This is a genomic window from Mesorhizobium sp. A623, assembly GCF_054489405.1.
The window spans coordinates 144,761-160,565 of record NZ_JBTMXB010000003.1 but is presented as its reverse complement, the minus strand read 5'-3'; the positions used below and the strand labels follow the sequence as shown (position 1 = coordinate 160,565).

The 15,805-nt window shown below is 60.9% G+C and carries 13 protein-coding genes and 1 tRNA gene; 13 read left to right on the top strand and 1 reads right to left on the bottom strand.

Features of this window, described 5'->3' with window-relative positions; translation table 11 throughout:
• The 11 genes from nuoK to ACX3P1_RS04665 all read left to right on the top strand — a co-directional run bounded on the left by nuoK (position 1) and on the right by ACX3P1_RS04665 (position 12,344).
• Complete coding sequence (gene nuoK, locus ACX3P1_RS04715; protein WP_459078395.1) at positions 1 to 309, top strand: NADH-quinone oxidoreductase subunit NuoK; 309 nt, start codon at positions 1 to 3, stop codon at positions 307 to 309.
• Positions 310 to 312: 3 nt separating this feature from the next.
• Entirely contained in the window at positions 313 to 2,286 is a 1,974-nt protein-coding gene (gene nuoL, locus ACX3P1_RS04710; RefSeq protein WP_459078394.1) for an NADH-quinone oxidoreductase subunit L, read from the top strand.
• Entirely contained in the window at positions 2,286 to 3,791 is a 1,506-nt protein-coding gene (locus tag ACX3P1_RS04705; protein WP_459078393.1) for an NADH-quinone oxidoreductase subunit M, read from the top strand. Before nuoL ends, ACX3P1_RS04705 begins: the two co-directional genes overlap by 1 nt.
• 11 nt (positions 3,792 to 3,802) lie before the next feature.
• Positions 3,803 to 5,236, top strand: a complete 1,434-nt coding sequence (gene nuoN, locus ACX3P1_RS04700; protein ID WP_459078392.1) for an NADH-quinone oxidoreductase subunit NuoN — start codon at positions 3,803 to 3,805, stop codon at positions 5,234 to 5,236.
• 8 nt (positions 5,237 to 5,244) lie between these two features.
• Entirely contained in the window at positions 5,245 to 6,066 is an 822-nt protein-coding gene (locus ACX3P1_RS04695) for a biotin--[acetyl-CoA-carboxylase] ligase (RefSeq protein ID WP_459078391.1), read from the top strand.
• Between the two features lie 77 nt (positions 6,067 to 6,143).
• The gene (locus ACX3P1_RS04690; RefSeq protein ID WP_459078390.1) at positions 6,144 to 7,814 is read left to right on the top strand and encodes a ribonuclease J; all 1,671 of its coding nucleotides are present in this window, start codon (positions 6,144 to 6,146) and stop codon (positions 7,812 to 7,814) included.
• Positions 7,815 to 7,851: 37 nt separating this feature from the next.
• Positions 7,852 to 8,256, top strand: coding sequence for a methylmalonyl-CoA epimerase (mce, locus tag ACX3P1_RS04685; RefSeq protein WP_459078389.1), 405 nt, complete (start codon positions 7,852 to 7,854; stop codon positions 8,254 to 8,256).
• Complete coding sequence (locus ACX3P1_RS04680; protein ID WP_459078388.1) at positions 8,253 to 8,516, top strand: DUF1467 family protein; 264 nt, start codon at positions 8,253 to 8,255, stop codon at positions 8,514 to 8,516. The genes mce and ACX3P1_RS04680 overlap by 4 nt, the downstream gene beginning before the upstream one ends.
• A 536-nt stretch (positions 8,517 to 9,052) precedes the next feature.
• Positions 9,053 to 10,381, top strand: a complete 1,329-nt coding sequence (proS, locus tag ACX3P1_RS04675; RefSeq protein WP_459078387.1) for a proline--tRNA ligase — start codon at positions 9,053 to 9,055, stop codon at positions 10,379 to 10,381.
• Positions 10,378 to 11,664 carry a lipoprotein-releasing ABC transporter permease subunit gene (locus ACX3P1_RS04670; RefSeq protein ID WP_459078386.1) on the top strand — a complete coding sequence of 429 codons (1,287 nt, stop codon included), beginning with the start codon at positions 10,378 to 10,380 and terminating at the stop codon, positions 11,662 to 11,664. The genes proS and ACX3P1_RS04670 overlap by 4 nt, the downstream gene beginning before the upstream one ends.
• A complete protein-coding gene (locus ACX3P1_RS04665) occupies positions 11,661 to 12,344 on the top strand; it encodes an ABC transporter ATP-binding protein (protein WP_459078385.1) in 684 nt (227 codons plus the stop codon). Before ACX3P1_RS04670 ends, ACX3P1_RS04665 begins: the two co-directional genes overlap by 4 nt.
• A gap of 564 nt (positions 12,345 to 12,908) precedes the next feature.
• Here ACX3P1_RS04665 and lipB read toward each other — a convergent pair.
• Positions 12,909 to 13,646 (bottom strand): lipoyl(octanoyl) transferase LipB, encoded by a 738-nt coding sequence (gene lipB, locus ACX3P1_RS04660; protein ID WP_459078384.1) that lies wholly within the window; start codon positions 13,644 to 13,646, stop codon positions 12,909 to 12,911.
• Between the two features lie 293 nt (positions 13,647 to 13,939).
• Between lipB and ACX3P1_RS04655 the strand changes: the two genes are divergently transcribed.
• Together ACX3P1_RS04655 and mgtE are read left to right on the top strand one after the other, a co-directional pair.
• Positions 13,940 to 14,024: transfer RNA gene (locus ACX3P1_RS04655), tRNA-Leu, on the top strand.
• A 251-nt stretch (positions 14,025 to 14,275) separates the two neighbouring features.
• Positions 14,276 to 15,694 (top strand): magnesium transporter, encoded by a 1,419-nt coding sequence (gene mgtE / locus ACX3P1_RS04650; protein WP_459078383.1) that lies wholly within the window; start codon positions 14,276 to 14,278, stop codon positions 15,692 to 15,694.
• Positions 15,695 to 15,805: the final 111 nt, after the last annotated feature.

The window sequence follows — 15,805 nt, the reverse complement described above, 5'->3', positions numbered from 1 at the left end:
ATGAGCGTCGGCATCGGACACTACCTGACCCTTTCGGCCGTGCTGTTCACGCTCGGCATCTTCGGCATCTTTCTCAACCGCAAGAACGTCATCGTCATCTTGATGTCGATCGAGCTTCTGTTGCTGGCCGCAAATCTCAATTTCGTGGCGTTCGCCTCGGTGCTGGGTGATCTCGTCGGGCAGGTGTTCACCCTGTTCGTACTGACGGTCGCTGCGGCGGAAGCCGCGATCGGGCTTGCCATTCTCGTCGTATTCTTCCGCAATCGCGGCTCGATCGCGGTCGAAGACGTCAACATGATGAAGGGCTGAGGAATGTATCAGGCCATAGTCTTTCTTCCCCTTATCGGCTTTCTGGTCGTCGGCCTGTTTGGCACGCCGCTTGGCGCCAAGGCGTCGGAATATATCACCTCCGGCCTGCTGGTGATCTCGGCGGTGCTGTCGTGGGTCGCCTTCTTCTCCATCGGTTTTTCGAATACGGAAGTATTCACCGTGCCGGTGCTGCGCTGGATCCAGTCCGGCGGCATCGACGCGGCATGGGCGCTGCGCATCGACACGCTGACCGTGGTCATGATGGTGGTGGTCAACACCGTGTCGGCGCTGGTTCACATCTATTCGATCGGCTACATGCACCACGATCCGAACCGGCCGCGCTTCTTCGCCTATCTGTCGCTGTTCACCTTCGCCATGCTGATGCTGGTGACCTCCGACAATCTGATCCAGATGTTCTTCGGCTGGGAGGGCGTCGGCCTCGCCTCCTATCTGCTGATCGGTTTCTGGTACAAGAAGCCGACCGCCAATGCCGCCGCCATCAAGGCGTTCGTCGTCAACCGTGTTGGCGATTTCGGCTTCATCCTCGGTATTTTCGGCGTGTTCGTGCTGTTCGGCTCGCTCAACCTCGGCACCATCTTCGCCAATGCCGCGACGTATCTGCCGGCCGAGGGTGCGCCGGAGGGGGCTGCGGTGCTGAATTTCCTCGGCTACATGCTCGATAAGCAGGCGGCCATTACCATCGTTTGTCTGCTCCTGTTCATGGGCGCGATGGGCAAGTCGGCGCAGGTGCCGCTGCACACCTGGCTGCCGGACGCCATGGAAGGCCCGACGCCGGTTTCGGCGCTTATCCATGCGGCAACCATGGTTACCGCCGGCGTGTTCATGCTGGCGCGCCTGTCGCCGCTGTTCGAGCTTTCGCACACGGCGCTCCTGATCGTGACCTTTATCGGCGCGATTACCGCCTTCTTCGCGGCGACGGTCGGCCTGGTGCAAAACGACATCAAGCGCGTCATCGCCTATTCGACCTGCTCGCAGCTCGGCTACATGTTCGTGGCGCTGGGCGTCGGCGCCTATGGCGTCGCCATCTTCCACCTGTTCACGCACGCCTTCTTCAAGGCGCTTTTGTTCCTTGGCTCCGGCTCGGTCATCCATGCGGTGTCGGACGAGCAGGACATGCGCAAGATGGGCGGCCTGCGCAAGCTGATCCCATCCACCTACTGGACCATGATCATCGGCACGCTGGCGCTGACCGGCGTCGGCATTCCGGCGACGATCATCGGCACCGCCGGCTTCTTCTCCAAGGACGCCATCATCGAGGCCTCTTTCGTTGGTCAGAACTCGATGGCCGGCTTTGCCTTCCTGCTTCTGGTCATCGCGGCCGGCTTCACCAGTTTCTATTCGTGGCGGGTGATTTTCATGACCTTCCACGGCGAACCGCGCGCCAGCCACGAGGTCATGCACCATGTGCACGAATCGCCGCCGGTGATGCTGGTGCCGCTGTACATCCTGGCCGCAGGCTCGCTGTTTGCCGGTGTGCTCTTTGCCCACTATTTCATTGGCGAGGGCTATGCCGAGTTCTGGAAGGCGTCGCTGTTCACGCTGCCGGACAACCACGTGCTGCATGCCATGCATGAAGTGCCGTTGTGGGTGCAATTGGCGCCGATCGTCGTCACCGTCATCGGCTTCCTCTTGGCGTACCAGTTCTATATCCGCGATCCGCAAATGCCGAAGAACCTCGCGGCGCAGCATCGCGGCCTTTACGCCTTCCTGCTCAACAAATGGTATTTCGACGAACTGTACGACTTCCTGTTCGTGCGGCCGGCAAAGCGCCTCAGCACCTTCCTGTGGAAGACAGGCGACGGCAGGATCATCGACGGGCTCGGGCCTGACGGTATTTCGGCGCGTGTCATCGACGTCACCAACCGCGTGGTCAAGCTGCAGACCGGCTACCTCTATCACTACGCCTTCGCCATGCTGATCGGCGTTGCGGCTCTCGTCACCTGGATGATGCTCTGATGACCGACTGGCCAATTCTATCGACGGTGACGTTCCTGCCGCTGGTGGGCGTGCTTTTGGTGCTGCTCATTCGCGACGATAGCGAGAACGCGCGCCGCAACGTGCGCGCCATCACGCTGCTGACCACCGCCGTCACTTTCATCGTTTCGCTGTTCGTCTGGATCGGCTTCGACAATTCGCAGGCCGGCTTCCAGATGGTGGAGAAGCACGCCTGGCTGGATTCCGGCATCTCCTACCATATGGGCGTCGACGGCATCTCGATGCTGTTCGTGATCCTGACGACGTTCCTGATGCCGCTGTGCATCCTGGCTTCGTGGGAGACGATCCAGAAGAACGTCAAAGCCTACATGATTTCGTTCCTGCTACTGGAAACGCTGATGGTCGGCGTGTTCTGTGCGCTCGACATCGTGCTGTTCTACGTGTTCTTCGAAGGCAGCCTGATCCCGATGTTCATCATCATCGGCGTGTGGGGCGGCAAGCGGCGCGTCTATGCCTCGTTCAAGTTCTTCCTCTATACGCTGCTCGGATCGGTGCTGATGCTGCTCGCCATCATGGCGATGTTCTTCCAGTCCGGCACGACCGATATTCCGACGCTGTTGACGCATAATTTCCCGGCATCGATGCAGACCTGGCTGTGGCTGGCCTTCCTCGCCTCGTTCGCGGTGAAAATCCCGATGTGGCCGGTGCATACCTGGTTGCCCGACGCCCACGTCGAGGCGCCGACGGCGGGGTCGGTGATCCTTGCCGGCATCATGCTGAAGCTTGGCGGGTACGGTCTCATCCGCTTCTCGCTGCCGATGTTCCCGCTTGCCTCGGACATGTTCGCGCCGCTGGTCTTCACGCTTTCGGTCGTCGCCATCCTCTACACCTCGCTGGTCGCGCTGATGCAGGACGACATGAAGAAGCTGATCGCCTATTCGTCGGTGGCGCATATGGGCTTCGTCACCATGGGCATCTTCGCCGCCAACCAGCAGGGTGTGCAGGGCGCGATCTTCCAGATGCTGTCGCATGGCCTGGTTTCCAGCGCGCTGTTCCTGTGTGTCGGCGTCATCTACGACCGGATGCATACACGCGAAATCGACGCTTATGGCGGGCTGGTCAACACCATGCCGAAATATGCGGTCGCGTTCCTGATCTTCACCATGGCCAATGTCGGCCTGCCCGGCACCTCCGGCTTCGTCGGCGAGTTCCTGACGATGCTCGGCGCCTTCCGCGTCAATACGTGGGTTGCGGTTCTGGCGGCCATCGGCGTCATCCTCTCAGCGTCTTATGCGCTGTGGCTTTATCGGCGCATCATTTACGGCGCGCTGACCAAGGAAAGCCTGAAGGGCATGCTGGACCTGTCGCTCCGTGAAAAGGCGATCCTCTACCCGCTGGTGATCCTCATCATCTTCTTCGGCGTCTATCCGGCGCCGGTGCTCGATGCGACGGCCCAATCGGTCAACAACCTCGTCACCAACGTTACTGCATCCATCGAAGCCGCGCAGACTGCGGCGGCGAACTGACCGGGGGAACTATGACGCCGGACCTTTATTTCAGTCTTTCGCTCACCACGCCCGAACTGATCGTCGCCGTCGGCGCGCTGGCGCTGCTGATGGTCGGCGTCTATGCGCGCGGCAATACCAGTACGCTTGTCACCACGCTGGCGGTCCTTGTGATGGCTGCCGCCGGTGCCTGGATCGTGTTGTTCACGGGCGACGGCTACGCCTTCAACAACGCGTTCGTCAGCGATCCGTTTGCCAGGTTCATGCAGGTGCTGACGCTGATCGGCTCGAGCGTGACACTCATCATGTCCATCGGCTTCGCCAAGGCGGAGAAATTCGACACGTTCGAATATCCCGTGCTGGTCATGCTTTCGACGCTGGGCATGATGCTGATGGCGTCGGCCAACAATCTGATTGCGCTTTACATCTGCTTCGAGTTGCAGTCGCTGGCGCTTTATATCGTCGCCGCGATCAACCGCGAAAGCCTGCGTTCGAGCGAAGCCGGCCTGAAGTATTTCGTGCTCGGCGCGCTTGCCACCGGCATGATGCTCTACGGCATCTCGCTGATTTATGGCTACACCGGCTCGGTCGAGTTCGCCACGATCCGCGATGCGGTCGGTGCGGAGCGGCAGGTCGGCGTGCTGTTTGGCCTGGTGTTCATCCTGGCCGGCCTGGTGTTCAAGATTTCCGCCGCCCCGTTCCACATGTGGACGCCGGACGTCTATGAAGGCTCGCCGACGCCGGTGACCGCCTTTTTCGCGGTGGCGCCCAAGGTGGCGACCATGGCGCTCATCCTGCGCCTCGTCATGGCTCCCTTCGAGCCCGCCGCCGCCGACTGGCAGCAGATCATCGTCTTCGTGTCCATCGCCTCGATGGCGGTCGGCTCGTTTGCCGCCATCGGGCAACGCAACTTCAAGCGCCTGATGGCCTATTCCTCGATCGGTCATATGGGTTTTGCGCTGGTCGGCCTTTCGGCCAACAGCCAGGACGGCGTGCGCGGCGTCGTCATCTACATGCTGATCTACGTGGCGATGACGCTGGGCACTTTCGCGTTCATCATCGCCATGCGCCGCAAGGAAGGGCCGGTGGAAAAGATCGACGACCTTGCCGGCCTGTCGAGCACCAATCCTGTCATGGCCACGATGCTGACGATCCTCCTGTTCTCGCTGGCCGGCATTCCGCCGCTCGCCGGGTTCTGGGCAAAATGGTACGTGTTCCTCGCCGCTATCAATGCCGGCCTCTATGCCCTTGCGATCATCGGCGTGCTGACCTCGGTGGTTGCCGCGTTCTACTATCTGCGGATCATCAAGATCATGTGGTTCGATGAGCCCGTCGGCGGCTTCGTGCCGATGGCCGGCGAATTGCGGGTGGTTCTTGGTCTTTCGGGTGCTTTCGTTCTGTTTTACGTGCTGATCGGCGGGCCTATAGGCACCTTGGCGCAGGCTGCGGCCAAGAGCTTCTTCTGACGGACGGCATGGCATTTCGCCTGGCCCCACCCTGCGAGGCGGAAGGGTTCCGCCTTGAAGCCCATGAAACGGTAGGGTCGACCAATGCGCTGGCGCTCGAGCATGCCCGCGCAGGCGACCCCGGAAAACTCTGGGTCGTTTCCAAGCAGCAGGAAAGCGGTCGGGGGCGGCGCGGCCGCGTATGGGCTACGCCGCACGGCAATCTGGCCGCGACGCTGTTGCTTCGCCTCGAAGGCGATCTCCGGCTTGCCGCGACGCTGGGCTTCGTCGCCGGGCTGGCGCTGGCCGATGCGCTCGACGCGGTGGTTCCCAAGGGCCGCATCGCTATCGGCCTTGACGGGGCGAGCGCTGGAAAAAACCGCTTCGAACTGAAATGGCCGAACGACGTTCTGGCTTCGGGCGCCAAGCTTGCCGGAATATTGCTGGAATCATCGATGCTCGATGGCGGGCGATTGGCGGTTGCCGTCGGGATCGGTGTCAATGTGGTGGCTTATCCGCCGGATTTGCCTTATCCGGCAACTTCGCTTCATGCGCTTGGTGCCGAGTGCGATGCGGAAACGTTGTTCCTGGCGTTGTCGGATGCCTGGAGCGCCAATGCGCGCCTCTGGAATGACGGGCGTGGTCTCGGTGCCATTCGCGAGCGCTGGCTGGCGCGGGCAGCGGGGCTTGGCGGACAGGTTGCCGTTAGACTGGATGGCAAGGTAGTGCGCGGGATTTTTGAGACGATTGACGAAGACTGCCGGTTCGTGATCCGCGACGACCAGGGTTCGGTTCTGACGATCGCGGCGGGCGACGTGCATTTCGGAGCAGTTGCCTCGGCCCACGCCTGAACGGCGAGAATTATCGGCCCCAGATTTATAGGCCAGTGCCAAGCCCCTCGGTCCGGCCGGCCAGAAAAGGAAAGACAATGGCGAAAGCAACCACAACCGATCTCGTATTCGTGCCGCTTGGTGGCGTCGGCGAGATCGGCATGAACTTCGCTATTTATGGCTACGGTCCGGCCAATGCCCGCGAATGGATCGTCATCGACGTCGGCGTGACCTTCCCGGATGCAACGCTGCCCGGCGTCGACCTGGTGCTGCCCGATACGCAATTCATCGAGCGGCATCTCGACAAGTTGCGCGGCATCGTCATCACGCACGCGCACGAGGACCACTATGGCGCGCTGCTCGACCTCTGGCCGAAGCTGAAGGCGCCGGTCTGGATGACGCCGTTCTCGGCCGGTCTGCTCGACGCCAAGCGGCAGGGGGAGCACAACGCGCCGAAAATTCCCGTGACGATTTTCCGGGCCGGCGAAAAATTCACCGTCGGTCCGTTCGAGATCGAGGCGATCCCTGTCGCGCACTCCATTCCCGAGCCGATGTCGCTGGCGATCACAACGCCGTTGGGGACCGTCATCCACACGGGCGACTGGAAGATCGATCCGGCACCCACCGTCGGGCCAAAGACCGACGAGGCGCGCTTCCGCGCCTATGGCGACAAGGGCGTGCTGGCGTTGATCTGCGATTCCACCAATGCGATGCGGGAAGGCGACTCGCCCTCCGAGCAGGCGGTGGGCGAGGGCATCAAGGGTGTGATCCAGAAGGCCGTGGGGCGAGTTGCCGTTACCACCTTTTCTTCCAATGTCGGGCGTATCGTTTCCATCGCCAGGGCGGCGCGCGATGCCGGGCGCCAGTGCCTGGTGCTTGGCCGTTCGTTGAAACGCGTCATCGATGTGGCCGGTGAACTCGGCTATCTGGACGGTCTGCCGGAATTCATCAGCGAGGAAGATTTCGGGTTCATCCCGCGCGAAAATCTCGTCATCATCTGCACCGGCAGCCAGGGTGAGCCGCTGGCTGCGCTGGCAAAACTGTCGCGCGGCGAAATGAAGGCGGTGGCGCTGACGGCCGGCGATACGGTGGTGTTCTCGTCGCGCACGATTCCGGGCAACGAGAAGGCGATCCTGGCGATCCAGAACGGCCTGATCGATCTCGGCATGAAGATCATCGAGGATGGCGATGCGCTGGTGCATGTTTCCGGCCACCCGCGCCGCAGCGAACTGAAGCAGATGTATTCATGGGTGCGCCCGCAAATCGGCGTGCCGGTGCATGGCGAGGCGGCGCACCTGGCCGCACAGGGCTCGCTGATGGCGATGTCCGGTATCGGCCAGGTGGCGCAGGTGCGCGACGGCGATATGCTGCGGCTGGCGCCCGGACCGGCAGCTATTATCGACAAGGTGCCTTTCGGGCGCATCTACAAGGACGGGCGGCTGATCGGCTCCGAGCAGGCAATGGGCATCAAGGACCGGCGCAAGCTTTCCTTTGCCGGCCATGTCGTGGTCAATGTCGTGCTGGACGAGAAATACGAACTGGCCGGCGACCCGGATCTGGTCTCGATCGGCGTGGCGGAAGTCGACCGGCGCGGCGAGGCGCTAGAAGATTTGATGCTCGATGCGGCAATCGGCGCCGTGGACTCCATACCCCGGCAGCGCCGAAAAGACCTGGACATGATACAAGAAGCCGTTCGGCGCGCGGTGCGTAGTGCTGCCAACGAAGCCTGGGGTAAGAAGCCGGTGGTGACGGTGTTCGTCACGAGGTAAAAACTGCCGGCGAGGACAAGGCCGTAAAGGCGAAAAAATGCTTGGACCCCTGAATCACGTGGCGATTGCCGTACCGGACCTTTCGGCGGCAATTGCACTCTATCGAGATACGCTGGGCGCCAGCGTGACCGTGCCGCAGGACTTGCCCGAACATGGCGTGACGGTGGCTTTCGTCGATGTCGGCAACACCAAGATCGAATTGCTGTCGCCGCTGGGCGAAGGGTCGCCGATTTCTGCATTCCTGGAAAAGAATCCATCAGGCGGCATGCACCATATCTGCTATGAAGTAGACGATATACTGGCTGCGCGCGACCGCCTTAAAGCCGGTGGAGCGCGGGTTATGGGCGACGGCAATCCGAAGTTCGGCGCGCATGGCAAGCCGGTGCTTTTCCTTCATCCGAAGGATCTTTTCGGTACACTGGTCGAATTGGAGCAGGCATGAGCTGGATTTCTTTCGCGGCCCTGTATTTCATCACCTGGTGGACCGTGTTGTTCGCGGTCCTGCCCTTCAGCGTAACAACGCAGGACGACGACCAGAACGTGACGCTCGGTACCGTGTCGAGTGCGCCGCGCGGGCCGCATATGCGGCGTGCGATTGTGCGGACGACCCTTATCGCCGGCGTCATCATGGGCATTTTCTGGTGGGTGACGCACGGGCTTGGATTGGGCTTCGACGATATTCCGCGCGTCGTACCGGTCTGAAGTAATCCACTGCGCCAGAGCATCGGACCGAAAAGCGGTTAGTTGCCGGCTTTCGGATTGTTCCACCACTCAATCAAAGCATTAGAGCATCCCGAAATATTCGGGCGTCCTTTTGGATGCACGGCGCTCTGAACTGGATATAGCCGCCAAAAAAAAGCAAGGCACGAAGCCTTGCAAATAAACGCGTCCGATCTGTTTCCACAAACGGCGGCTGCGAATTACCGCGCCTAGATCGCATCCTCCCAAGACTTTGACCGCGTAGGAGAGCAGATTTGTCTCTGCCCTCTCGGTTATCGCGGCACACTAAACTAACCCGAGCGCCGGAGTCACGAAAAATATTGCTTTGAAACAAGCTTTTATGTGCTGCATCGCACAATGAATCGTCCTCGGCGCTTCGACCATAGGATGGGCGAAGCCGGCGACATTGCCGCGCCCGGTGCGGGTTCCCATCCCGCCATGAAATGGCTATGAAGCCCATGCAAGCAAGCTTCGGTGGCCCGATTCCTGCGCCGCCATCCTCAGTCACGGACGATATCATGCGTTTGTCGCGCTATTTCCTGCCCATCCTCAAAGAAAATCCGCGTGAAGCCGAGATCATCTCGCATCGGTTGATGTTGCGCGCCGGCATGATTCGTCAGCAGGCGGCGGGCAGTTTTTCCTGGCTGCCGCTGGGCAAGCGGGTGCTGGACAAGGTCTGTGCGATCGTGCGCGAGGAGCAGAACAGGGCCGGCGCGCTGGAAATCCTGATGCCGACCATCCAGTCGGCCGATCTGTGGCGCGAAAGCGGACGTTACGACGACTATGGCAAGGAGATGCTGCGGCTTAAGGACCGGCACGAGCGCGACATGCTCTTTGGCCCGACCAATGAGGAAATGGTGACGGAAATCTTCCGTTCCTACGTCCGATCCTACAAGGATCTACCGCTCAATCTTTACCATATCCAGTGGAAGTTCCGCGACGAAGTGCGGCCGCGTTTCGGCGTGATGCGCTCGCGCGAGTTCCTGATGAAGGATGCCTATAGTTTCGACCTCGATTTCGAGGGCGCGAAGGCAGCCTATAACCGGATGTTCGTTTCCTACCTGCGCACCTTTACCCGTCTGGGATTGCAGGCAATTCCGATGCGCGCCGACACCGGGCCTATCGGCGGCGATCTCAGCCATGAATTCATCATTCTGGCCGACACCGGCGAGAGCCAGGTTTATTGCCATCGCGACTATCTCGGCCTTCCCGTCCCAGGCGAGGACACCGACTTCTCGAACGACGCCTCGATCGGCGACATCGTCACGAAATGGACGACCCCTTACGCCGCGACCGACGAGATGCACGACGAAGCGGCGTGGGCCAAGGTGGCGGAAGGCGATCGGCTTTCGGCGCGTGGCATCGAGGTCGGTCACATCTTCCACTTCGGCGACAAATATTCGAAGGCCATGGGCGCCAAGGTGACCGGCCCGGACGGCAAGGATCATTTCGTGTCGATGGGTTCTTACGGCATCGGGCCTTCGCGGCTGATTGCCGCGATCATCGAGGCCAGCCACGACGACAACGGCATCATCTGGCCGGAATCGATCGCGCCGTTTGACATCGGCCTCATCAACATGAAGGCGGGCGATGCCGAATGCGACCGGGTTTCAAGCGAACTCCATGCCGCGTTGGTCGCCGCCGGCAAGGAAGTGCTTTACGACGACACCGATCAACGGCCGGGCGGCAAGTTCGCGACCGCTGACCTGATCGGCCTGCCATGGCAGGTCATCGTCGGTCCGCGCGGTGTGGCGGCCGGTGAAGTCGAGATCAAGAACCGCAAGACGGGCGAGCGCGAGACGCTGCCTATCGCAGCCGTGGCCAAGCGTTTCGGTGCAATCGCATGAGCGAAGCGGCTGTGGCGAAACAGGCGGCGGCAGGCCCGTTTTCGGTATTCGAGCGCATGGTGGCCTGGCGCTATCTGCGTTCGCGGCGCAAGGAGACGGTGATCTCGGTCATCGCCTCGATTTCGTTTCTCGGCATCATGCTGGGTGTCGCCACGCTGATCGTCGTGATGGCGGTCATGAATGGTTTTCGCGCCGAATTGCTGTCTCGCATTCTTGGCGTAAACGGTCATCTGATTGTCACGCCAATCGACATGCCGCTGGACGATTATGCTGCCGTCGCAACCCGTATCAACGGTGTTCCCGGCGTAAAATACGCCATTCCGCTGATCGATGGGCAGGTATTGGCGCAGGGCAATGTCGGCAGCGGCACCGGCGCCCTGGTGCGCGGCATCCGCGGTGAGGATCTCGGCAAGATCGCCATCGTCGCCAACAACATCAAGCAGGGTTCGATTGTCGGTTTCGATGGCGGCGAGGGCGTTGCCATTGGCAGCCGCATGGCGGAAAGCCTCGGCTTGGTGCTCGGCGACATGATCACGCTGATCTCGCCGGACGGCGATGTGACGCCGCTCGGCACCACGCCGCGCATGAAGGGCTATCCGGTCACCGCGATCTTCGAGGTCGGCATGTCGGAATATGACAGTTCCATTATCTACATGCCGTTTTCGGAAGCGCAGCTCTATTTCAACATGGAGAACAAGGCGCAGACCATCGAGATTTACGTCGACGATCCCGACGACATAGATGCGTTGAAACCGAAGGTGGAGGAGGCGGCGCAGCGCCAGATATTTTTGACCGACTGGCGCCAGCGCAACCAGACCTTTTTCTCCGCGCTTCAGGTCGAGCGCAATGTCATGTTCATGATCTTGACGTTGATCGTGCTGGTGGCGGCGTTGAACATCATTTCGGGCTTGATCATGCTGGTGAAGGACAAGGGACACGACATCGCCATCCTGCGCACCATGGGCGCTTCGCGCGGCGCTATTCTGCGCATCTTCATGATGACCGGGGCGGCGATCGGCGTGACCGGAACGCTGGCGGGCGTCGCGCTGGGCGTCGTGATCTGCCTTAATGTCGAGCGGATACGGGAGTTCTTTTCCTGGGTTTCGGGCACGGTGTTGTTCAATCCCGAGCTGTATTTCCTGAGCCAGTTGCCGGCCAAGATGGATTTTTCCGAAACGTTCTCGGTGGTGCTGATGGCGTTGGGGCTGTCCTTCCTGGCAACGCTTTTCCCCGCCTGGCGCGCAGCTAGACTCGATCCGGTCGAAGCGCTGAGGTACGAATGATGGCAGAAGCCATTATCGAGTTGAAGGCGGTCGAACGCCATTACGTGCAGGGCGCGCGCAAGCTTACCATCCTGAACGGCGCTGATTTCTCGCTGCATCGTGGCGAGATCGTCGCGCTGGTGGCGCCCTCCGGCGTCGGAAAATCGACACTGCTGCATACGGCGGGCCTGCTGGAACGGCCGGACGCCGGTGATGTCATGCTGGCCGGGCGTGCCTGCGGCCGGCTGAACGACGAGCAGCGCACGGCGATCCGCCGCAACGATATCGGTTTCGTCTACCAGTTCCATCATCTGCTGCCGGAATTCTCGGCGCTTGAAAACATCATGATGCCGCAGTTGATCAAGGGGCTTACGCGCCCCGTGGCCGCCGAAAGGGCGGCGCAACTGCTCGACTATATGCAGATCGGCAAGCGCGCCGCCCACAGGCCGTCTGAGCTTTCGGGCGGCGAACAGCAACGGGTGGCGATTGCACGTGCCGTCGCCAATGCGCCGCTGGTGCTGCTGGCGGATGAGCCGACCGGCAATCTCGACCCGGTGACGGCGTCCTATGTGTTCGAGGCGCTGGAGGCTCTGGTCCGGCAATCCGGCCTCGCTGCCTTGATCGCCACACATAACCTTGCCCTGGCCGAGCGCATGGACCGCCGCGTTACCCTTGCCGACGGAAAAGTCGTGCCGCTATAAACGGTGCGGATAATTATTCCTGCTGAACATAGAACCCCGTGCGTCCAATCGGACGCACCGCGCTCTGACGGTTTGATTGAGCATCGGAATAATCCAAAAAACCGATTCCCCTTTTCGGTTCGATTTTTTAGCCGCTGGCATCGCGACCGCTAAAATCCGGCTGCGGCCGATCGCGCCGGACGACCCGCAAGCCGACCTTTGGCGGTCATGCCCGGCTCAGGCTCTCCCACCCGGTTTTTGATTCTCCCGCAATTCACCGCATCAAGGCTTCAACTTACGCTTTCTTTACCATGGCCTCCGGCTCTGCGCGCGCGGTGCCCGACCGTGTTCAAAGTGCTTGACATTTGAACAAAACTAGAACAAAGTGAAAACATAACAACAACAGGAGAGAGTTATGAGCGATCTGGTTCAGGATGTCGTCTCGCTGGTGTGCATGAGTACGTTTCTCGTTTCGATGGCCATCTGGATCGGCGCGATGTGAGGAGCCGACTTGCGGGTTGCGGGCTTCTGCCACGCCCGTTCCAAGGCAGCAGGCTGCTGCCGGCTGATCGGCGCCGAAATGCGTCAGGCCGTCAGCTCGGCGGGTGATGGAATTTCCGCCGCGCCGAAAACGCCCACGAAGGCACTTTTCAATGCGGCATCGAGATCGGCCATCGTAACTGGCAGGCCAAGGTCGACAAGGCTGGTGACGCCATGGTCCTGCACGCCGCAGGGCACGATGCCGCCGAAATGGCCAAGGTCGGGTTCGACGTTGATCGCGATGCCGTGGAAACTGACCCAGCGGCGCAGCCTTATGCCGATGGCGGCGATCTTGTCTTCTGTGGCCGAGCCGTCCGGCATGGGCGGGCGGTCTGGCCGTACCACCCATACGCCGACGCGATCCTCGCGCCGTTCGCCCCGAACGTTGAAGGCGGCGAGGGTGGCGATGATCCACTGCTCGAGCGCCGCGACGAAGGCCCGAACGTCCTCGCGTCGTTGCTTCAGGTCGAGCATGACATAGGCAACGCGCTGGCCGGGGCCGTGATAGGTATATTCGCCGCCGCGTCCCGCCGCAAAGACCGGGAATCGATTTGGGTCGATCAGGTCTTGTGCATGTGCGCTGGTGCCCGCCGTATAGAGTGGCGGGTGTTCCACCAGCCAGACCAGCTCGCAAGCGCGGCCTGCCCGGATCGCCTCGGCCCGCGCCTCCATGACGGCGATGGCGTGCGGATAGGGGGTGAGGCCCGGTTCGACCAGCCATTCTACCGGTGCGGAGCCGGGCAGGGGTAGAAACGAGGTGGCAAGTTGGCTGCGTTCAGGCATGGTGTGTCTCTAGAGCGCCGTGCGTCCAATTGGTCGCACAAAGGACGCTCTAATACTTTGATTGAACATTGGATTTTCCGAAAACCGGCAACCACTTTTCGGTCCAATGCTCTAGCTCTATTCCATATGGCAATTACTTGATCAAACGTCCAGTTTTGAGACTGACGGATGGCTCACGGTCGTCATGGCAAATTAGGATCGATCAGCCCTGCGAATATTGCAGCGCGCACCCTTGTTTCGCCCGGAACGATTTGCTACACGCCGCGAGCCGGTTGTTGCCGGCTCTACCACGTGCGGTCGTGGCGGAATTGGTAGACGCGCAGCGTTGAGGTCGCTGTGGGGCAACCCGTGGAAGTTCGAGTCTTCTCGACCGCACCATTTTTTCTTCTATCGCAATTCGGATGCGCAGCCGACATTCGCCAAAGGTGGATGGGGCCAAAGGCAGCGCATTTCGTTTGATACTCCCGTGTTTTGCGCGCCAGAGCGTCGTGCGTCCCATTGGACGCACAAAGGACGCTCTAACATTTTGATTGAGCATCGGAATAATCCGAAAACCGATTTCACTTTTCGGTCCGATGCTCTAGACGTGACGCGCATCCTTGCCCGGATTCTGGTAGCGGGACGAGCCGATGGAAAGTCAGAACGAACAGCATACCGGCGCCAAGGCGGTCGATACCACCCGCGCCGACATCTATGGCGAGGATGGGGTCATGCTTGGCTCTTTCCTGGCGCAGGTCGGGGCGGCGATCGCCGATCGCGATACGCCGGCGCTAAAGCGATATGTCGACGACCTGCACCAGTCTGAACTGGGCGATCTGCTCGAAGCGTTGCAGCCCGAGCAACGCCGCTCGCTGGTGGAACTTCTCGGCTCCGATTTCGATTTCTCCTCGCTGACCGAAGTCGATGAGGCGATTCGTCTTGATATCGTGGACAGCCTGCCGAACGCCCGGATCGCACAGGCGGTACAGGAACTCGATTCGGACGATGCGGTCTACATTCTGGAAGATCTCGACCAGGAGGATCAGGACGAGATCCTGTCCCAGTTGCCCTTCACGGAACGCATCCGGCTGCGGCGCTCGCTGGATTATCCGGAGGAAACCGCCGGTCGGCGCATGCAGACCGAATTCGTCGCGGTGCCGCCATTCTGGACGATCGGCCAGACCATCGACTACATGCGCGAGGATAATAATCTCCCCGAGCGCTTCAGCCAGATTTTCGTCATCGACCCGAACTTCAAGCTGCTCGGCGCGATCGATCTCGACCAGATCCTGCGTACCAAGCGCGGCACCAAGGTCGAGGACGTCATGCACGAAACGCGGCATGCCATTCCAGCCACCATGGACCAGGAAGAGGCCTCGCGCGAATTCGAGCAATACGATCTTCTGTCGGCGGCCGTCGTCGATGAGAACGAGCGGCTGGTGGGCGTGCTTACCATCGACGACGTCGTCGACGTCATCCAGCAGGAAGCCGAAGAGGACTTGCTGCGCATGGGCGGCGTCGGCGACGAGGAACTGTCCGACAGCATATTAGCGACGTCGCGCTCACGCGTGCCGTGGCTGCTGGTCAATCTGTTCACGGCATTCCTGGCCGCCTCGGTCATCGCCCTGTTCGACCGCACGATCGAGCATATCGTGGCGCTTGCCGTGCTGATGCCGATCGTGGCGGGCATGGGCGGCAATGCCGGTTCGCAGACCATGACGGTTACGGTCCGCGCGCTGGCGACCAAGGATCTCGACATCTACAATGCCTGGCGCATCATTCGCCGTGAGATGGGCGTCGGCTTCATCAACGGCATTATCTTTGCCGTCCTGATCGGGATCGTTGCCGCATCCTGGTTTCGCGATCCCAATCTTGGCGGCATCATCGCGGCGGCGATGATCATCAACATGTTCGTCGCGGCATTGGCCGGTATCCTGATCCCGCTGTTGCTGGACCGGTACAAGATCGATCCGGCCGTAGCCTCCGCGGTCTTTGTCACCACCGTGACCGATGTCGTCGGCTTTTTCGCCTTTCTGGGCCTTGCCACCTGGTGGTTCGGCGTTTCCTGAAGGGCTCGACGCTTTCGCGACCTGGGTCCGGCGTGCGCGCCGGAAACTGGCACAGCGGTCGGGCATGCCTTTAATTGACTTTTACGTAATGCCCGTGCGAAGCTTGTGCTG